The sequence below is a fragment of the Streptomyces sp. 5-10 genome (assembly GCF_014712245.1).
Lineage (GTDB): Bacteria > Actinomycetota > Actinomycetes > Streptomycetales > Streptomycetaceae > Streptomyces > Streptomyces violaceusniger.
Map to the genome: position 1 here is coordinate 293,761 of NZ_JACVYG010000005.1, position 19,636 is coordinate 313,396.

Sequence of the window (19,636 nt, forward strand, 5' to 3'; positions counted from 1 at the left end):
TCTCAGCAACGATTGTCGCGCGGTTCCCCCGCTGGGCACACTCGCTCGACCGGACCCCACCGGCGCACGTCACGAAGGGACTGCAACACCATGACCGAACCCCGAGGACCCGTCGACTCCTCCCGGGTCCCGCGCTTCGCCGGCCCGGCCACCTTCGCCAGGCTGCCCCGCCTCGACGAGGTCGCGGGAGCCGACGTGGCGGTGGTGGGCGTCCCGTTCGACGGCGGTGTCTCCTACCGCCCCGGCGCCCGCTTCGGGCCCGCCGCGGTCCGCGAGGCCAGCCGGCTGCTGCGCCCCTACCACCCCGGCCTGGACGTGTCCCCGTTCGCCACCCAGCAGGTGGCGGACGCCGGTGACATCGCCGTCAACCCCTTCGACATCGGCGAGGCCATCGAGACCATCCAGGACGCCGCGGGCAGCCTCCAGGCCGAAGGAACCCGCCTGGTCACCATCGGCGGCGACCACACCATCGCGCTTCCGCTGCTGCGCGCCGCCGCGCGGCGCCACGGCCCGGTCGCGGTGCTCCACTTCGACGCCCACCTCGACACCTGGGACACCTACTTCGGCGCCGAGCACACCCACGGCACCCCGTTCCGCCGGGCCGTGGAGGAGGGCATCGTCGACACCTCCGCCCTCTCGCACGTCGGCACCCGCGGCCCGCTGTACGGCAAGCAGGACCTCACCGAGGACGAGAAGCTGGGCTTCGGCATCGTCACCTCGGCCGATGTCTACCGGCGCGGCGCCGACGAGGTGGCCGACCAGCTGCGCCAGCGCATCGGCGACCGGCCGCTGTACATCTCCATCGACATCGACTGCCTCGACCCGGCCCACGCCCCCGGCACCGGCACCCCCGAGGCGGGCGGCCTGACCTCGCGCGAGCTCCTGGAGATCCTGCGCGGCCTGGCCGGATGCCGTCTGATCGGCGCCGATGTGGTGGAGGTGGCGCCCGCCTACGACCACGCCGAGATCACCTCGGTCGCCGCCTCCCACGTCGCCTACGACCTGATCAGCCTGCTCGCACTCCAAGGCAAGCGGGAGCAGACGGATGAGTGATTCCCCGGCACTGACCGAGGTCGAGGCCTACGGGGTCGAGCGCATCCCCGACGCGGACCGCACCGCGACCCCCTTCGACCTGTTCCGCGTCGCGTTCGGCGGCGCCAACACCTTCGCCACCTGTGTGCTCGGCGCCTTTCCGATCCTCTTCGGGCTCTCCTTCTGGCAGGGCCTGGCGGCCACCGTGCTCGGCGTGGTGGGCGGCTCCCTGATCCTCGCCCCGCTCGCGGTGTTCGGCCCGTGCAACGGCACCAACAACGCGGTCTCGTCCTCGGCACACCTGGGGGTGCACGGGCGGATCGTCGGCTCGTTCCTGTCGCTGCTCACCGCCATCGCGTTCTTCTCCATCTCGGTGTGGTCCTCCGGCGACGCGCTGGTCGGCGGCGCCCACCGGCTGATGGGCGTGCCCCAGAACGACGCGGTGTTCGCCCTCGCCTACGGCGTCTTCGCGCTGCTGGTGCTGACGGTGTGCGTGTACGGCTTCCGGTTCATGCTCTTCGTCAACAAGATCGCCGTGGTGGCGGCCTCCACGCTGTTCGTCCTCGGTTTCTTCGCCTTCGCGGGGGACTTCGACCCCGGCTACCAGGGGGCGTTCCCCTCGGCGTCCACGGCCGGGTTCTGGCCCGCGTTCATCGGCTCGGCGCTGATCGTGCTGTCCAACCCGGTGTCCTTCGGCGCCTTCCTCGGCGACTGGGCCCGCTACATCCCCGCCGACACCTCGCGCCGCAAGGTCGTCACGGCGGCGTTCGCCTCGCAGATCGCCACCGTCCTGCCGTTCTTCTTCGGCCTGGCCACCGCCTCGATCATCGCCGAGAAGGCCGCGCCGTACATGGACGCGGGCGCGCCGAACTACGTCGGCGGACTGCTGGCCATCTCGCCCGGCTGGTACTTCCTGCCGGTGTGCCTGCTCGCCCTCATCGGCGGCATGTCCACCGGCACCACCTCGCTCTACGGCACCGGTCTTGACTTCTCCAGCGTGTTCACCCGGTTCAGCCGGGTGCAGGCCACGCTGTTCGTCGGGGTGCTCTCGATCGGGTTCATCTTCCTCGGCCGGTTCGCCGCCAATCTGTCCCAGTCCATCTCCACCTTCGCCACGCTGATCATCACCTGTACCGCCCCCTGGATGGTCATCATGGTGCTCGGCTATGTGACCCGGCGCGGCTGGTACGACCCCGATTCGCTCCAGGTGTTCAACCGGCGCCAGCGCGGCGGCCGCTACTGGTTCCACCACGGCTGGAACTGGCGTGGCATGGGCGCCTGGCTGACCGCGGCGGTGCTCGCCCTGCTCTTCGTCAACGTCCCCGGCCAGTTCGTCGGGGTGTGCGGCGACCTGGCCGACGGCGCGGACATCTCGCTGCCGGTGGGCCTCGCCACCGCCTCGCTCCTCTATCTGGCGCTGCTGTGGCTCTTCCCCGAGCCGCGCGAGGTGTACGGGCCCGAGGGGCCGCGGCTGGTCCGCGCCTCGGACGCGTCCGTACCGCCGATCACCACGGAGACCGGCGCGCCCGTGCCCGCGGTGGCGGAAGGGGCGTGAGGCCACCGTGCGCCTCATCGACCTCTCCGTCCCCGTAACCACGGGCATGCCGGTCTACCCCGGCGATCCGCAAGTGGCCATCGCCCCGGCGCTGAGCGTCGCCGCCGACGGGGTGAACGTGCTGCACCTGGACATGGGGTCGCAGTCCGGCACCCATGTCGACGCCCCGTTCCACATCGACGACGCGCTGCCCACCCTGGACCGGCTGCCCCTGGAGCGCTTCTGGGGCCGGGCGGTGGTGGTGGACGCCCGTGGCGCGGAGCCCCGGACACCGCTCGGACCGTCCCTCTTCGAGGACCGACCGCGGGCCGGGGACATCGTGCTCGTGGCCACCGGCTGGTCGCGGCACTGGGGCCACGACGACTACCTCGCCCATCCGTATCTGACCCCGGAGGCCGCCGAACTCCTGGTGGACGCCGGGATCCGCACCGTCGGCATCGACGCGCTGAGCGTCGATGCCACCCCCGCCGACGACCTCCCCGCCCACCGGATCCTGTGCGGCGCCCACGCCGTCATCGCCGAGAACCTCACCGGTCTCGACCCCCTGCTCGACGCGCAGACGGCGGGAGAGCCCATCGAGGTCTCCCTGCTGCCGCTGCGGCTCCCCGCCGCCGACGGCGCCCCGGTACGTGCCGTGGCCCGCGTCGGCTGAACCACCCACGCAAGGCACGCAAGGAGCACCACCCCATGAACGACGAGGTTCTGCGGGCCGCCGACGCCCTGGTGGCGGCGTTCGGCGAAGGCCGCCTCGACGACTACTTCGCGGCGTTCGCGCCCGACGCCACTTTCGTCTTCCACACCACCCCCGAACGCCTCACCTCCACCGCGGACTACCGGGCCCTGTGGGACCGCTGGGTCGCGGAGGACGACTTCCGCGTCCTGTCCTGCGCCTCCACCGACCGGCTGGTCCAACTCCTCGGCGACACCGCGGTGTTCACCCACCGGGTGGAGACCACGGTGAGCACCACGGCCGGTGCGGAGACCACCCACGAGCGCGAGACCATCGTCTTCCGCCGTCAGCCCCACGGCCACTGGCTGGCCGTGCACGAACACCTTTCGGCAGCGCCCGGCACGACGACGGCCACGGCCACGGCCACTCCCACGACGACGGCCACGGCCACTCCCACGATCACGGAAACGGAACGATGAGCGAGCTTCTCGTACTGCGCAACCACATCGACGGCGAGTACACCGACGCGGCCGACGGCCGCCGCCTGGAGGTCACCGACCCCGTCACCGGCGAGGTGTACGCCACCTCGCCCCGGTCCGGCGCCGCCGATGTCGACGCCGCGATGGCCGCCGCCGCGTCGGCCTTCCCCACCTGGCGCGACGCCACCCCGTCCACCCGGCAGAGGCTGCTGTTGAAGATCGCGGACGCGGTCGAGGCGCGGGCGGAGGAGATCGCGGACGCCGAGTGCCGCAACACCGGAAAGCCGCGCGCCCTCACTCTCACCGAGGAGATCGCCCCGATCGTCGACCAGATCCGGTTCTTCGCCGGAGCCGCGCGTCTGCTGGAGGGCCGGTCGGCGGGCGAGTACATGGAGGGTCTGACCTCGATCGTCCGGCGCGAGCCGATCGGGGTGTGCGCGCAGGTCGCACCGTGGAACTACCCGCTGATGATGGGCGTCTGGAAGTTCGCCCCGGCCCTCGCCGCGGGCAACACCGTCGTCCTCAAGCCCTCGGACACCACCCCCGCCTCCACCGTGCTGCTCGCGGGCATCATCGGCGACATCCTCAAGGAGATGGACCTTCCGGCCGGCATCTTCAACGTGGTGTGCGGCGACCGCGAGACCGGCCGGCTGATGGTCGAGCACCCCACCCCGGCGATGGCGGCCATCACCGGCTCGGTGCGCGCGGGCATGCAGGTCGCCGCCTCGGCGGCGAAGGACATCAAGCGGGTCCATCTGGAACTGGGCGGCAAGGCCCCGGCGGTGGTCTTCGAGGACGCCGATGTCGCGGCGGCCGTGGAGGGCATCTCCCTCGCCGGATACTTCAACGCCGGCCAGGACTGCACCGCGGCCACGCGCGTCCTCGTCCACGAGTCGATCCACGACGCGTTCGTGGGCGCGCTCGCCAAGGCCGCCGCCGCGATCAGGACCGGCGGTGGCATCGACGACGCGGACGTGCTCTACGGGCCGTTGAACAACGCCAACCAGCTGGCCCAGGTCACCGGCTTCATCGACCGGCTGCCCGCCCACGCCACCGTTGAGACGGGCGGCCACCGGGTCGGCGACAAGGGCTTCTTCTACGCGCCCACCGTGGTCTCCGGGCTCAGGCAGGACGACGAGATCATCCAGAACGAGGTCTTCGGCCCGGTCATCACCGTGCAGTCCTTCCGCGACGAGGCCGAGGCCGTGGCGTACGCCAACGGCGTGGAGTACGCGCTGGCCTCCTCGGTGTGGACGAAGGACCACGCCCGGGCGATGCGGATGTCCAAGGCCCTGGACTTCGGCTGCGTCTGGATCAACACCCATATGATCCTCGCCGCCGAGATGCCGCACGGCGGTTACAAGAAGTCCGGCTACGGCAAGGACCTCTCCGCGTACGGCTTCGAGGACTACACCCGCGTCAAGCACGTCATGACCGCCCTCTGAGATCCGCCGCCCCTCCGGCCTGTCATCACCGCGCCGCCGACCCGGCGCGGTGATGATGGAAGGCGACCGTTCGCACTCGGATCACGGAGGAGAGAAGGGCGGGCATGACGAGGAGCGCACGGAAGGTCCTGCTCACCGGCTGGTTCAGCTTCCTCCACGGCGAGGCCACCGCGGGCGATGTGCTGGCCCTGCACCGGGTGCGCGCCGTGCTGGACCACGCCGGTATCCCGTACGACGTGGCCTGGAGCCCGGGCTACCGGGCCGACGCGCCGCATCTGCCCGAAGCGGCCGAGAACTCCTACTCCCATCTGGTGTTCCTGTGCGGACCGCTGCACGGCCCCCAGATCGAGGAGTTGCACACCCGGTTCCGGTCGTGCGTCCGCATCGCCGTCGGCACCTCCGTGATCGACGCCACCTCCCCGGCGGTCCGCGGTTTCCACCACGTCTTCCCGCGCGACGCTCCCGGTGATGCGCCGCCGGTGCGCGACCTCGCTGCGGGTGCCCCCGCCGTCACCGCCACACCGGTCGTGGGTGTGATCCTCACCCATGGGCAGGGCGAGTACGGGCAGGCCCGCCGCCATGACGAGGTGGCGGCGGAGCTGACCCGCTGGCTCGCCTCCAAGGACTGTGCGCGGCTGGAGCTGACCACCCGTCTGGACAGCCACGACTGGCGCCTGTGCGCCACCCCGGAGCAGTTCGAGTCCGTGGTACGGCGGCTCGACGTCGTGGTCACCGACCGGCTGCACGGCCTGGTCGTGGCACTGCGGGCAGGTGTTCCGGCGCTGGCGGTGGACCCCGTCGAAGGCGGGGCGAAGCTGAGCGCCCAGGCACGGGCCGTCGACTGGCCCGCCACGCTCGGCGTCGGACAGCTCCACCCCGACGAACTCGAACGGTGGTGGCGATGGTGTCTGACCTCGGGACGCGCCCTGGCCGAGCAACGGCGGCGCGAATTCCTGGGCACGCCCGCGCACGGCGCCGCCGCGGACGCCACGGACGCGTTGCTCAAGGCGCTGTCGGCGGGAGACTGAAGAGGTCACGGACGCCTCGTCCAACCGGCGCGGGGCCGGCCGCACTAGCCTGGTGCGCCATGAGCGAGATGACACTGCGCAGGGCCCATGTCTCCGACCACGGGACGATCGTCGAGTGCGTACGGAGCTGGTGGGGCGACTCACGCACCCCCGACCAGGCCCGTGAGCTGTCCCTGCTGTTGCCCAGGCTGTTTCTGCAGTTCTTCTCCGGCACCAGCCTGGTGCTGGAGGACGGCGACGGGATCAAGGCGTTCCTCGTGGGCTTCCACTCCGCGGACAACGACCACGGGGCGTACATCCACTTCGTCGGGGTGGCCCCCGAACTGCGCGGACAGGGCGTGGGCCGCAGGCTCTACACGGCGTTCTTCGAGCGCGCCGCCGAGGCGGGCCGCCGTGAGGTGCAGGCCATCACCTCTCCGCTGAACACCGGGTCCGTGGCCTTCCACCGGGCGATGGGGTTCACGCTCGAGGAGGGCGACCGCGAGGTCAACGGCCTTCCCGTGCACGGCGATTACGACGGCCCCGGACAGCACCGGGTGTGCTTCCGCCGGCAGATCGCCGTTTCTCGGACCGCCGTTTCCCCGCAGGCGGAGTGAGGAGAAGGGCGAGAGGGCTTGACGGTGGTGGAGCGGTGCCCTACACCAATATGGGAGCGCTCCCATGACTGTTGTTGATGCGCCCCACGGCCCCGGGGTGCCCGTACCCCGCCCCTGGCCGCCCACGGATCGTACCTGGACCGCCGAAAGGAAAGCGCATGGCACGCACCAGACATCCGCTCGCCGCCCTGATCTCCTTACTCGCGTTCCTCGCCGTTCTCGTCCCGCTCGGCGTCGGCACGGCCCGCGCCGAGTCCAACGGCGGGGTGAAGGTCATGCCGCTGGGCGACTCGATCACCGACGGGTTCAACGTCCCCGGCGGCTACCGTGTCGGCCTGTGGCAGAAGCTCACGGCGGGCCGTTACAAGGTCGACTTCGTCGGCTCGCTCTTCAACGGCCCGTCGGGCCTGGGTGATCACGACCATGAGGGCCACTCCGGCTGGACGATCCAGCAGATCGACGACAACGTCGTGAACTGGCTGCGCACCCAGAACCCGCACTCGATCCTGCTGCATATCGGGACCAATGACATCTATGGCAGCAACCCCGCCGGGGCGCCGGCCAGGCTCTCCACCCTGATCGACCACATCACCGCCCAGGCGCCGAACGCGGAGCTCTTCGTCGCCACCATCACCCCGCTGGGCTTCAGTGACTCGGTCGTGCGGGCGTACAACGCGGCGATCCCCGGCATCGTGCAGAGCAAGGTCAACGCGGGCAAGCGCGTCCATCTGGTTGACATGTACAGCGCATTGACGCCCGCGGACCTGGCCGACGGAGTGCACCCCAACGCCGGTGGCTACAACAAGATGGCCGACGTCTGGTGGCGGGCGCTGCAGTCGGTGCCGGGCAGCATCGGCAACCCCTCGCTCGCCACCACCGGGTCCGGGGCGCATGGCGGCGGGTCGGCAGCACGGGTGGCATGAGCAGCCCCTTCACCGTCACAGCCCAGGAAGGACCGTCACATGAACCCCACCTGCGCCCGCGCGGAAACCCCGCGCACGCCCGGACGCCGCCGAAGGACACCGAGGTCGATGGCCGCGGCGTTACTCGGCGGCGTACTTCCGCTGCTCGCCTCACTGTTCCTGCTGGCACCGCCACCGGCGGCGGCCGCCTCGCTCACCGAGGTCACGGGCTTCGGCAACAACCCGAGCAACCTCCGCATGTACGAGTACGTGCCGAACAACGTCGCGGCACGCCCCGCCGTCCTCGTGGCGGTGCACTACTGCACGGGCTCGGGGCCCGCGTTCTACTCCGGTACCGAGTTCGCCTCCCTGGCCGACCGGTACGGCTTCATCGTCATCTACCCCTCCGCCACCAGAAGCGGCGCCTGCTTCGACGTCTCCTCCCCGCAGGCGCTGCGGCACGACGGTGGCAGCGACCCGGTGGGCATCGTCTCGATGGTCCGCTACGCCCAGCAGCGTCACAACGCCGACCCCAACCGGGTGTACGTCACCGGCGCCTCGTCGGGCGCCATGATGACCAACGTCCTGCTGGGCGACTACCCGGATGTGTTCAAGGCGGGCGCGGCGTTCGCGGGCGTACCCTTCGGCTGTTTCGCCACCACCGACGGATCCGGCTGGAACACCGCCTGCGCGAACGGCACCATCACCAGGACACCGCAGGCGTGGGGCGATCTGGTACGCGGGGCCTACCCCGGATACCAGGGCGCCCGGCCCAGGATGCAGCTGTGGCACGGCACCGAGGACGGCACCCTGCGCTATCCGAACTTCGGCGAGGAGATCAAGCAGTGGACCAATGTGCTCGGGGTGAGCCAGACCCCGGCCTTCACGGACCATCCGCAGTCCTCCTGGACCCGCACCCGCTACGGCGCCACGGGCAACCAGGCCCCCGTTGAGGCGATCAGCGTTCAGGGCACCGGACACTCCCTCCCGGCCGCCGGGATGGCCGCACGGGCCATCACCTTCTTCGGCCTGGACGCCGGATGACCCGCTGACGGTCACCGTGCCGGGGTGGCGTCCGACACCGACACATCGGCCGAGGCATCCCCGAGGCCGGCGTTCCACCGCTGGTCGTCGCGGTCCTCGGCCGAGCGCAGCTCGACCTCGCTGTCGGGGTCGTCGCCGTCCGGGGTGACCGCGAAGTCGGGTGCGATATGAGGGCGGATCACTCCGTGGCGGTCGACCGCGAACCGCAGGTTCTCGCCGTTGTCGCCGTCGGCGGACGAGCACGGCCAGATGCCGACACCCCGGTCGGTGTCCCCGCGCGAGTCCAGGCAGAAGTCGGGATCGGCCTCGGTGTGCAGCAGCCCCTCCGAGTCCAGCCGCCACCGCTGGGTGTCGGTCCCGCTGCACTGGGCCAGGATGGCGTCCGTACGCTTCTCCAGCTGCTGGTCGCGGATGTCCAGACAGAGCCCGGAGGCGGCGTTGATCACCGCCGTGTAGCTGTCGTCCGGAATCGGGGCGGCGGGTGCCGGTGCGGTGCTCGGTAGAGGGGGGACGGGGGCCGTTGTCGGCGGTTCGGTCATGCCACCGGGGTTCGGCGGGCGCTGTGGCCTCTTCGTCGGAGCCGGCGAATCCGTCGTCGGGTCCGACGAAGGAGTCGCCGGGGTGGCCGTGGGGGCAGGGGTGTTCGCGCGGCCGGCCGTGGCCATGTCGTCCCCGTCGGACACCAGGAGGGCGACGGTGAGGGCCACCGCCGCCACGGCCGCCACCGCGACCAGCGCTGCCGTCGCGTGCGGCCGGGAGCCGATCCTGGTCCGCGGGCGCCGTCCCGTGGAGCCACCGTCCATCGGCACATGCGCCGCGACTCCGGCGACACCCGTGGGGCCTACCGGCGGATTCGGCGGCGGGGGAGCGGGGGCCAGGGGAGGCTCCGGCCGCGGCGGCTCCGCGGGCGACGGCGCCGCCGATCCCACCGACGGCACACCGCCGACCGGTTCCGCCGTGACGTAGGCCGTTCCGCCCCACCCCAGGAGGCCATCGGCGATCACGGGACCGGGATCCTCGTCCATTCGGATCAGGTCGCCGTACACCCCGGCACACGAAAGGCAGCCGGACAGATGGCGGTCCAGGTCGTCGCAGCGCCGGGGGTTCTCCGGGCGTACGGCCGCCTCGATGAGTGCCCGGAACCCCTGGCACGTCTGCTCGCCGCCACGCTCCAGATGAGTCCGCAGCCACGCCTCGCGCAGCGCGCTCCGAGCCGTTTCCCGGAGCGTGGGGACGGTGTGCGGCGCCACTCCCGCGAAGGTGGCCACCACCGTGTCGGGCTCCTCCTCCACCACGCTGTACCACAGGACGTCGCGGGTGCGCGCCGAGAGGGTGAGGAAGCCGCCGAGCATGGCCGAACGCTCCCTCGGCCTCGGGAGTCCGGCCTCACCGCCCGCGGCGATGCCACAGTGGCCGAGCCACTCGGCGAACGCGGGATCCAGCCGCTCCCCCCGGCCGCCCTCCGCCCAGGTGGCGGCCACCCGCTGGACGAGCAGCAGCAGATGGTGGCGCCACGGCCCCCAGGGGTCGATACCGCGACAGGTCTCCTGCGCGGCGAGGCCGAAGGACAGGTCGGCGAGCTGGTCGGCGTCGGCCCGGGTCCTGCCGCAGAGCCGGGCGTAGGACAGCACCGCCGAATGGTGGCGCTCCCTCAGCTCCTGGGTGGCGGGGAGGGCGGTGGGCGCCCCGGAGCGGATCCGCTCGGTGAGCTCCGTGTCGGACAGTTGGGGGTACGGCCGCTGCCCGGTGGTGGCATCGGGTTCGGTTCCGTGCGGGTCGGTCACCCTCACCACTCCTCGTGTCACCGACAGTGAGACGAGTGCCCATAGTGGTGGAGGGCGCGGGTGCGGGTAAAGGTATCCGCCAGGAACTCCCCTGAGGCGACAATTCTTTACCGCCCGGTTGGCTACCAGCCGGTTGGCTCAGCAGGTCGGAGGAAGTCCGCTACGGTTCGGGCAGCGCCCCGAAGGGGCGCGGGGCCGTGTCGATGTGCGGCTCCGCCGCGCGGCTGTGTCGATATGCGGCTCCGCCGCGTGGGACCAGCCACGACCGCGCCGCAGTCGGCCAACGACGCATGGCGCCACTTCCCGCGGAGCGCTCAGCGGTCGCTCGGCTGGCGGTCGCTTGGCTACCGGCCGGTGGTGAAGCGGCCGACGAGTTCGCGTTTGAGCACCTTGCCGCTGGGGCCCAGGGGGAAGGCGTCGATGAACTCCACCCGGCGGGGGTACTTGTGCCCGGCGAGCCGCTCCCTGGCCCACGCCACGATCGCGGAGCCGAGTGCCGCGTCCGGAACCTCCCCGGGGCGTGGCCGCACCACGGCGCACACCTCCTCGCCGTACACCTCGTCGGGCAGTCCGACGACGGCCACCTGGGCGATGGCCGGGTGGCGCATCAGCACGTCCTCCACCTCGCGCGGGTAGACGTTGTAGCCGCCGCGCACCACCAGGTCCTTCTTGCGGTCCACGAGGGTGAGATAGCCCTCCGCGTCCTTGGTGCCGAGGTCGCCCGAGCGGAACCACCCGTCGACCAGCACCTCGGCGGTGGCCTCCGGGCGGTTGAGGTAACCGGCCATCACATTGTGGCCGCGGATGACGATCTCACCGACCGCGCCCGTCGGCAGCAGCTCGACGCGGTCCTCCACATCGGCCGCGGCGATCTCCGCCTCGACGCCCCAGATCGGGCGCCCCACCGTCCCCGGTCTGCACGGCCACGCCTTCTGGTTGTAGGCGACCACCGGTGATGCCTCGGTCAGCCCGTACCCCTCGTAGATCGGGCAGCCGAAGACCTCCTGGAAGTCCTCGAGCACCTTCACCGGAAGCGCCGAGCCCCCGGAGAAGGCGCGGTCGAGGGCGGGGCGGCGGGGGTCCTCGGCGGCGGCGTCGAGCAGGGCCAGATACATGGTGGGCACGCCCATGAAGACGGTGCACCCCTCGGTGACCATCAGATCCAGCGCCCGGGGGCCGTCGAACCGGCTCATCAGCACCATCGTGCCGCCCGCCAGGAAGGTGGTGCTCATCCCGCAGGTCTGCCCGAAGGTGTGGAACAGGGGCAGACAGCCGAGCAGCACATCGTCGGGACCGAGGTCGAACGGTGAGCGCATGGTGGTGCTCACGTTCATCACCAGGTTGAAGTGGGTGATCATCGCACCCTTGGGACGGCCGGTGGTGCCCGAGGTGTACAGGACCACGGCGAGGTCGCCGGGCTCGCGCGGAACACACCGCTCGATGGGCTCGGCGCCTTCGGCGAGGGCGTCCAGGCGCGGACGGCCGCCGTCGTGCTCCTCCAGCACGGTGACCACCGGTACCCCGGCCACCTCCGCTCCCTTGGCGCCCTCGGTGAGCATCGGCGCCCCGCACACCAGCACCTTCGACTCCGAGTCGCGGAGCACATGGACGATCTCGTCGGCGCGCAGCAGACCGTGCACCGGGACGGCCACCGCGCCGAGCGCCAGCACCCCGTAGTACACCATCGGGAAGTGCGGGGTGTTCGGCAGCAGCAGCGCCACCCGGTCGCCGGGGCCGATGCCCTGGTCGCGCAGTACGGCGGCGTACCGCCGCGTGGCGTCCCACAGTTCGCGGTAGGTGATGCGCCGCGAGCCGAAGACGAGCGCGGGGTGGTCCGGGCGCCGCAGTGCGGACTCGGCGAGCACCGCCGCCGCGGTGAGCGTCATGCCCCGGCCCGCTGGGCGGCCAGCCGCTGCTTGTCCGGCTTGCCCGCACCGGTCAGCGGAAGGTCGTCGTGGAAGGTGATGGCGGCCGGCACGTGCTTGGGCGAGAGCTCACCGGACACATGGTCGAGCAGCGAGGTGAAGTCGGCGGCGCCACCGGGCCGGAGCACCACGGCGGCGTGGATGTGCTCCACCCGGTCCCCGTCGGCCACTCCGTACACCGCGGCCTGGGCCACCTCGGGGTGGGTCAGCAGCGCGTTCTCGACGGCGGTGGGATGGACCTTGATCCCGTTGGTCTTCATCACCTCGCCCACCCGGCCGTGCAGCCGCACATAGCCGCGCTCGTCGAGGGAACCGAGGTCGCCGGTGTACACCCAGCCGTCGCGTACGGTCTCGGCGGTCAGCTCCGGCTCGCGCCAGTAGCCGAGCATGTTGAACGGTGACCGTACGCAGATCTCGCCGATCTCGCCCACCGGCAGATCGCGCTGGTCCTCCAGGTCGCGGATGCGCACCTCGGCGGTCAGCCGGCCGGCGGTGAGCCGCAGTTCGGGGTCGAAGTGGTCCGGCGGGGCGAGCACGCTGATCCCGCTGGTCTCGGTGGTGCCGTAGAACTGGAGCAGCACCGGGCCGAACACCTCGACCGCCTCGGCCAGCCGGGCCGGGGCGGCGGGGCAGCCACCGTAGGAGATGATCTGGATGCTGGACAGATCGGTGTCCTTGATGGCCGGGTGGTCCACCAGCATGTACAGCTGCGGAGGGGTGAGGGTGAGCGCGGACACCCGATGGCGCTCCACCGCGTCGAGCACCGCGCTCGCGTCGAAGCCCTCGTGCAGGACCACCGTGCCACCGGAGGCGAGGGCGAGGTCGGCGCCCGAGCCGTTGGAGTGGCTCACCGGCAGTGTGGACAGATAGGTGATCGGGCCGGGCGCCTCAAGTCCCGCCCGCAGATAGAGAGTTCGGACGCGGAAGGGGAGTGTCACCCCCTTCGGGGTGCCGCTGGTGCCACTGGTGAACAGGACCACGGCCGGGCGCTCGGGGTCGGTTTCCACGACCGTCAGATCGAAGGCGTCCGCGTCGCCCGTGGTCAGGTCCAGCACATCGGGGCCGAGGGAGCCCAGCGCGGCGAGCCGGGGCGGCTCCGGCAGACGCTCGCACAGCTCCCGGGCCAGGCCCAGGTTCTCCTCGTCCACGGCGAGGAACGTGGCGCCGGTCTTCTTCAGGATCTCGTGCCGCTCGCGGGTGGCCAGCTGATCGGTGGGGTCCACCGCGTTGGTGGAGTGCAGATGGACCACCGTGGCGCCGATGAGGTTCGCCGCATAGCGCAGAATGATGGTGGCCGGGGTGTTGGCGACCGTCAGCACGGCCACGACCGGAATTTCTTCTTCCGCTATCTCGCGGCGCAGCAATTCCGCCGCCGCGACCACGGTGCGGGTGAACTCACCGGCGGTCAACCGCTCATCGTCGCGGAGCAGGGCAACCCGCTCCGCATCGGCCGATAGAGCCTCGAGGACCCGTCGGACGTAATTGTCGGTCGGAGACATCGAAACTCCAGTTCGCCGTGTGCCGATGAGTTCAAGGTGCCGTTTCCCGCTGAAGGATGACACCCTGCCCCCGGCATGGCAACCTTCTTCCAGTCACCCGTCAGTTTCCTGCCGTGAAACCGGATCGGGTGTGCGGAGGTTGCCTTTCGGCATACCGATTGACGGCCGACCACATGTAGATTGGCGCCGGCGGGGGGCGTTACGGCTCATCCCGCTTTCTGCGCGCTCCCCAAGTAGCCTAAAAGCGAAGTGAGTGGACGTGACGACCCAATATCTGGACCTGTTTTCGCGCCTCACCGAGGGTTCTGACGGTGGAAAGCGAGAGTTCCTGGAGATCGGACGGCTCGCCGGTCAGTTCCCCGTCGCCAGCGTCAGCGGCGTCGAGGACACCCCCCGGATCAGCGTCTGGTGCAGCAACGACTACCTCGGCATGGGCCAGCACCCCGCCGTCCTGGAGGCCATGAAGGAAGCCGTCGACCAGTACGGGGCGGGTGCCGGCGGCTCGCGCAACATCGGCGGCACCAACCACTACCACGTATCTCTGGAGAAGGAGCTCAGCGCACTCCACGGCAAGGACGACGCGCTGCTGTTCACCTCCGGCTACACCGCCAACGACGGCGCGCTGTCCGTCATCGCGGGCCGCATGGAGGGATGCGTCGTCTTCTCCGACGCGCTCAACCACGCCTCCATCATCGACGGCCTGCGCCACAGCGGCGCCCAGAAGCGGATCTTCCGGCACAACGACACCGCGCACCTCGAGGAACTGCTCGCCGCCGCGGACCCCGACGCACCCAAGCTGATCGTCGCCGAGTCGGTCTACTCGATGAACGGCGATATCGCGCCACTCGCGGAGATCGCCGACATCGCCAAGCGCCATGGTGCCATGACCTTCCTCGACGAGGTGCACGCGGTGGGCATGTACGGTCCGCAGGGCGCCGGCATCGCGGCGCGCGAGGGGCTGGCCGACCGGTTCACCGTCATCATGGGCACGCTGGCCAAGGGTTTTGGCACCAACGGCGGGTACATCGCGGGCCCGGCGGAGGTGATCGAGGCGGTGCGGATGTTCTCCCGCTCCTTCATCTTCACCACCGCGATGCCGCCCGCCGTGGCCGCCGCCGCCCTCGCCGCGGTCCGCCATCTGCGCTCCTCGGAGGCCGAAAGGGAACGGTTGTGGGCTAACGCACAGTTGATGCACCGGCTGCTGAAGGAGCGCCGGATCCCGTTCATCTCCGACCTCACCCACATCGTGTCCGTGCTGGTGCGGAACGAGGCCCTGTGCAAGCGGATGTCCACGGCGCTGCTGGAGCGGCACGGCATCTATGTGCAGGCGATCAACTCGCCCAGCGTACGGGCCGGTGAGGAGATCCTGCGGGTGGCACCCGGAGCCGTGCATTCCACCTCCGAGGTGGAGATGTTCGTCAAGGCCCTTGACCAGGTCTGGGAGGAGCTCGGCGGCCCCCGCGAGGACGCGGAAATGCGGTCGCGCAATGAGGTCGACCAGGGTTAGGCAAAGGTGGCGCAAGGCATGTCGATCTTGCTTGACACGCCTTGGCGGCGAGAGGTTTGATGAGCCCACGCGAACAGCTGGGCGATTCTTGGGACCCGCTAGCGGAACGGGGATCTCGGGGGAGCACTTCATGGGGTGCCGCGGCGATGCGGCACGCTTTGGCCCGGTGCGAACGGGCGGAAACGGGGGTTTCGGGGTGACGCTTGCGTATGTCCTCGACGGTGGTATGAACGATCAGCCGGGAGCCGGCGCAGAGCTGTATGAACTCTTTCCGAGTGTGCAGCACACCTATCAACGAATCGCCGAGTGGACGGGTATCGACGTCCAGCGGATATTCGAAGAAGAACGGCAACCCGGACAGGAGCACCGACAAGGGATCGGTGCCATTCGTCAGGCCGCGGCCGTATTAGGAATTGCGGATGTTCTCGCCGAGGAATACGGCATAACACCGGCCGCCGTATGCGGCCTGAGTTTCGGCGCACTGGTCGGCGCCACTCTCGCCGGGGCCGTCGAGCGTCAGGATCTCTTCACGCTTCTGATGCGATTGCGGGAAGTACCCCCGCCCGCCGCGGACAACGGCCCGCAGGCCGTCGCCATGCTGCGGATCCCCTACGACACCGCCGTCCGCGACCTGCTCGCCGACGTCCCCGATGTGTATCTCTCCGCCGACCTCGGGAAGGTTGGCACGGGCCAGGAGCGCATGGTGCTGCTGGGCGGCTACCGCTCCGCGCTCCAGGAGTTCGGCGCGCGGTTCCCGGCCGGGGCGCTGCATGTGTCCGACGACCACGGCGCGGCCTTCCACTCGCCGCTCCAGCAGCACATCAGCGACTTCCTCGAGCCCACACTGGAGGCCATGACCTTCCATGACCCACGGGTGCCCGTGCACTCGTGCATGGAGCGCAAGGCCCTCACCACCGCCGAGGAGATCCGCGATCTCTTCCGCCGCAACCCCACCGCCCCCGTGAGCGTCCCGCACATGATCGGCGGGCTGGAGGACGGCGGCACCGAACTGGGTCTGGTGCTCGGCCCCGCCGCGTTCGGCACCTTCCAGAACGCGTCGTTCCCCGTGGTCCACGTGGAATCTCCGGACCATGTCTTCGAGGCGATGACCGCGGTCTACGACTTCGGCATCGAACTCCCCTCCACGGAAGCCGGGGTGGCCCAGTGAAGGACGTGACCGAGCAGATCGACCAGTGGCTCTCGCAGGACATCGACGCCTGGACCCGCCGGGTCGTCCGCCGCCACTTCGACCCGGACACCGGCACCCCGTACTGGCTCAAGCGCGCCGCCGAACTCGCCATCGACCCACGCGACATCACCCGTTACGACGAGCTGACCGCCTTCGGCCCGATGCCGCTGGGCGACCTGCGCACCCTGGACCCCGCCGAACTGGTGCCCCAGGCCGTGCCCCGGCCCCTGACCGGCCGGATCTGGGACTCCGGAGGCACCACCGGCAACCCCTGCCGCGTGTTCTACACCGAGCCCATGCTCGAGCACCGCGCCGCCTGGCGGCGCTGGGTGATCGAGCGCGAGGGATTCGAGCCCGGCCGCACCTGGCTCCAGGCCACTCCCACCGGCCCGCACCTCATCGGACACGGCGCCGTGGACCTGGCCGACCTGTACGACGGCCGGGTGTACGGCATCGACTTCGACCCCCGCTGGGTCAAGCGGCTGCTGCGCGACGGCAGGCTGAAGGACGCGCAGGAGTACACGGCCCACATCACCGAGCAGATCGCCGCGGTCCTGGAGCACCAGCCGGTCGACTACCTCGTCACCACCCCGGCCCTGCTGCAGGCCCTGATCAAGGCGAGGCCCGAGCTGGTGGCGCCGCTGAAAGGCGTACGGCTCAGCGGGACACACGCCACCCCCGCCATGCGCAGGTCCTTCCACAAGGCCCTGGGCGGCGGACTGGTCGTCGTCACCTACGCCAACACCTTCGGCAACACCGTGGGCCTGCCCGTGGAGGACGACGGCGCCCTCATGCCGTACCTGCCGAACTATCCACAGGTGACCATGGCGGTCGTCGACAAGGACGACTGGTCCGAGGTGGTCGGATACGGCGAACAGGGCCAGGTCCGGCTCACCGTCCTGCACGACGACCTCTTCCTGCCCAATGTGCTGGAGCGCGACCTCGCGGTGCGGTACGACACCGGCCCGGAGTGGCCGTGTGACGGCGTCGCCAACGTCAAGCCACTTCAGGTCGTGCGATCGGCGCCGGAAGGCATCTACTAGGCCCCGCCAGACCCACAAGACATCCACGAAGCCCGGGGAACACGGTCCGCGAACCACGGACCACGGGCCACCGGCCAACGGGACATGAGCGCCCCGCGTGGCATCCGCCACGCGGGAGGGCCCCGCCCGCCCCTGTCCCGCCCGTTCCCCGCCCGCTTCGCCATCTCGTTCTCCTGTCCCGCTGTCCTGCCCGGACGCGGCGCAGACCTTCGCGTTGCGCTGGTGTGCGCCCGGCGTCCTACGTTCCTGGATCCAGGGAGTCACGCTCATGAAGGGTTCCGACGGCACCTCGCCGAACACGACGGACGCGCCGATCGCGGTCGTCGGACTGTCCTGCCGCCTCCCCGGAGCACCCGACCCCACCACCTTCCGGCACCTGCTCCGCGACGGCGCCGACGCCATCACGGAGGCCCCCGAGGGACGGTGGGGCGGGGACACTGGTGCCCCACGCCGGGGCGGATTCCTGGACCGGGACCGGATCGACCACTTCGACGCCGCCTTCTTCGGCATCTCGCCACGCGAGGCCGCGGCCATGGACCCCCAGCAGCGACTGACCCTGGAACTGACCTGGGAGGCCCTCGAAGACGCCGGAATCGTTCCGGACCGGCTCCGCGACAGCCGCACCGGCGTGTACATCGGTGTGATCGCGGACGACTACGCCACGCTGACCCGGCGGGGCGGCCCGGACGCCATCGACCGGCACAGCTTCACCGGACTCCACCGCGGCATCATCGCCAACCGCGTCTCCTACCACCTCGGCCTGCGCGGACCCAGCCTCACCCTCGACGCCGGACAGGCGTCCTCGCTGGCGGCCATCCACCTGGCCTGCGAAAGCATCCGCCGCGGCGAGTCATCCATCGCCATCGCCGGCGGCGTCCACCTCAACCTCGCCCCCGAGAGCGGCGTCAGCGCCGCCCGGTTCGGCGGGCTGTCACCGGACGGCGTCACCTACACCTTCGACGCCCGCGCCAACGGTTTCGTACGCGGCGAGGGCGGCGGCGCCGTCGTCCTCAAGCCCCTCGCGGACGCCCTCGCCGACGGGGACCCCGTGTACTGCGTCATCCGCGGCAGCGCACTCAACAACGACGGTGGCGGGGACCACCTCACCACCCCCCACCAGGCGGCCCAGGAGGACCTGCTGCGCCGCGCCTACCGGCAGGCCGGGGTCGACCCGGCCCGGGTGCGGTACGTGGAGCTGCACGGCACCGGTACGAGGGTCGGCGACCCGATCGAGGCCGCGGCGCTGGGCGCGGTCCTGGGCGCGGTGCGACGGCCCACCGACGCACCGCTGCGGGTCGGGTCGGCCAAGACCAACGTGGGCCACCTGGAGGGCGCGGCCGGTGTCGTCGGCTTCATCAAGACGGCTCTCGGACTCAAGCACGGCGAGCTCTTCCCCAGCCTCAACTTCCGGACGCCCAACCCGGATATTCCGCTGGACCGGCTGAAGCTGCGGGTGCAGACGGCATCCGAACCGTGGCTCGCGGAGGGGGAAACGCGGGAGGCGCTGACCGCAGGTGTCAGCTCGTTCGGCGTGGGCGGGACCAACTGCCATGTGGTGCTCTCCGGGGCACCCGAGCCGGTGGTGGCCCGGGGCGTGGCGGGAGCCGAGGGGAAGGGTGCTCCGGGCCGGATCCCGTGGGTGGTGTCGGGGCGCTCCGAGGCGGCGTTGCGGGCGCAGGCGGGTCGGCTGGCGTCGTACGTGGGGGAGCGGGCGGAGCTGCCGGCCGGGGATGTCGGGTTCTCTCTGGCGACGACGCGTAGTGCGTTCGAGCATCGTGCGGTGGTGTTGGGGTCCGGCCGTGCGGCTTTGGCTGAGGGCTTGGGTGCGGTGGCTGAGGGCAGGGATGTGGCGGGTGTGGTGCGGGGTGTGGTTGCGGGTGGTGATGGTCGTGCGGTGTTGGTGTTTCCGGGTCAGGGGTCGCAGTGGGTGGGGATGGC

Annotated in this window: 15 protein-coding genes and 1 pseudogene; 13 read left to right on the plus strand and 3 right to left on the minus strand. The window is 70.8% G+C overall.

Annotated features, from left to right (window positions below; all coding sequences use genetic code 11):
- Positions 1–90 precede the first annotated feature (90 nt).
- The 9 genes and pseudogenes from speB to IEJ02_RS09055 all read left to right on the plus strand — a co-directional run.
- Positions 91–1,053 (plus strand): agmatinase, encoded by a 963-nt coding sequence (gene speB / locus IEJ02_RS09015; RefSeq protein WP_191064260.1) that lies wholly within the window; start codon positions 91–93, stop codon positions 1,051–1,053.
- Positions 1,046–2,587, plus strand: coding sequence for a purine-cytosine permease family protein (locus IEJ02_RS09020; protein WP_191064261.1), 1,542 nt, complete (start codon positions 1,046–1,048; stop codon positions 2,585–2,587). The genes speB and IEJ02_RS09020 overlap by 8 nt, the downstream gene beginning before the upstream one ends.
- Positions 2,588–2,594: 7 nt before the next feature.
- The gene (locus IEJ02_RS09025) at positions 2,595–3,239 is read left to right on the plus strand and encodes a cyclase family protein (RefSeq protein ID WP_191064262.1); all 645 of its coding nucleotides are present in this window, start codon (positions 2,595–2,597) and stop codon (positions 3,237–3,239) included.
- A gap of 35 nt (positions 3,240–3,274) precedes the next feature.
- Positions 3,275–3,736 (plus strand): YybH family protein, encoded by a 462-nt coding sequence (locus IEJ02_RS09030; RefSeq protein ID WP_223863586.1) that lies wholly within the window; start codon positions 3,275–3,277, stop codon positions 3,734–3,736.
- Positions 3,733–5,181, plus strand: a complete 1,449-nt coding sequence (locus IEJ02_RS09035; protein ID WP_191064263.1) for a gamma-aminobutyraldehyde dehydrogenase — start codon at positions 3,733–3,735, stop codon at positions 5,179–5,181. The genes IEJ02_RS09030 and IEJ02_RS09035 overlap by 4 nt, the downstream gene beginning before the upstream one ends.
- A 104-nt stretch (positions 5,182–5,285) precedes the next feature.
- Positions 5,286–6,209 (plus strand): polysaccharide pyruvyl transferase family protein, encoded by a 924-nt coding sequence (locus tag IEJ02_RS09040; RefSeq protein ID WP_191064264.1) that lies wholly within the window; start codon positions 5,286–5,288, stop codon positions 6,207–6,209.
- A gap of 59 nt (positions 6,210–6,268) precedes the next feature.
- Positions 6,269–6,805 carry a GNAT family N-acetyltransferase gene (locus IEJ02_RS09045; protein ID WP_191064265.1) on the plus strand — a complete coding sequence of 179 codons (537 nt, stop codon included), beginning with the start codon at positions 6,269–6,271 and terminating at the stop codon, positions 6,803–6,805.
- A 158-nt stretch (positions 6,806–6,963) separates the two neighbouring features.
- Positions 6,964–7,728, plus strand: a complete 765-nt coding sequence (locus IEJ02_RS09050; protein ID WP_191064266.1) for an SGNH/GDSL hydrolase family protein — start codon at positions 6,964–6,966, stop codon at positions 7,726–7,728.
- Between the two features lie 108 nt (positions 7,729–7,836).
- Positions 7,837–8,748, plus strand: a pseudogene (locus tag IEJ02_RS09055) (extracellular catalytic domain type 1 short-chain-length polyhydroxyalkanoate depolymerase); the annotation flags it as partial.
- Positions 8,749–8,762: 14 nt separating this feature from the next.
- Here IEJ02_RS09055 and IEJ02_RS50355 read toward each other — a convergent pair.
- The 3 genes from IEJ02_RS50355 to IEJ02_RS09070 all read right to left on the minus strand — a co-directional run bounded on the left by IEJ02_RS50355 (position 8,763) and on the right by IEJ02_RS09070 (position 13,959).
- Complete coding sequence (locus IEJ02_RS50355; RefSeq protein WP_191064268.1) at positions 8,763–10,535, minus strand: ricin-type beta-trefoil lectin domain protein; 1,773 nt, start codon at positions 10,533–10,535, stop codon at positions 8,763–8,765.
- Between the two features lie 344 nt (positions 10,536–10,879).
- Complete coding sequence (locus tag IEJ02_RS09065; RefSeq protein WP_191064269.1) at positions 10,880–12,421, minus strand: long-chain-fatty-acid--CoA ligase; 1,542 nt, start codon at positions 12,419–12,421, stop codon at positions 10,880–10,882.
- Positions 12,418–13,959 carry a class I adenylate-forming enzyme family protein gene (locus tag IEJ02_RS09070; RefSeq protein ID WP_191064270.1) on the minus strand — a complete coding sequence of 514 codons (1,542 nt, stop codon included), beginning with the start codon at positions 13,957–13,959 and terminating at the stop codon, positions 12,418–12,420. Before IEJ02_RS09070 ends, IEJ02_RS09065 begins: the two co-directional genes overlap by 4 nt.
- A 259-nt stretch (positions 13,960–14,218) precedes the next feature.
- Between IEJ02_RS09070 and hemA the strand changes: the two genes are divergently transcribed.
- The 4 genes from hemA to IEJ02_RS09090 form a co-directional block, all read left to right on the plus strand.
- Positions 14,219–15,466, plus strand: a complete 1,248-nt coding sequence (gene hemA / locus IEJ02_RS09075) for a 5-aminolevulinate synthase (protein WP_191064271.1) — start codon at positions 14,219–14,221, stop codon at positions 15,464–15,466.
- A gap of 538 nt (positions 15,467–16,004) precedes the next feature.
- Positions 16,005–16,634, plus strand: a complete 630-nt coding sequence (locus tag IEJ02_RS09080; protein WP_191064272.1) for a hypothetical protein — start codon at positions 16,005–16,007, stop codon at positions 16,632–16,634.
- Positions 16,631–17,698, plus strand: coding sequence for a phenylacetate--CoA ligase family protein (locus IEJ02_RS09085; RefSeq protein ID WP_191064273.1), 1,068 nt, complete (start codon positions 16,631–16,633; stop codon positions 17,696–17,698). Before IEJ02_RS09080 ends, IEJ02_RS09085 begins: the two co-directional genes overlap by 4 nt.
- Positions 17,699–17,966: 268 nt before the next feature.
- Positions 17,967–19,636: type I polyketide synthase (locus IEJ02_RS09090; RefSeq protein WP_223863587.1), on the plus strand; the 1,670-nt coding region annotated here is incomplete at its 3' end.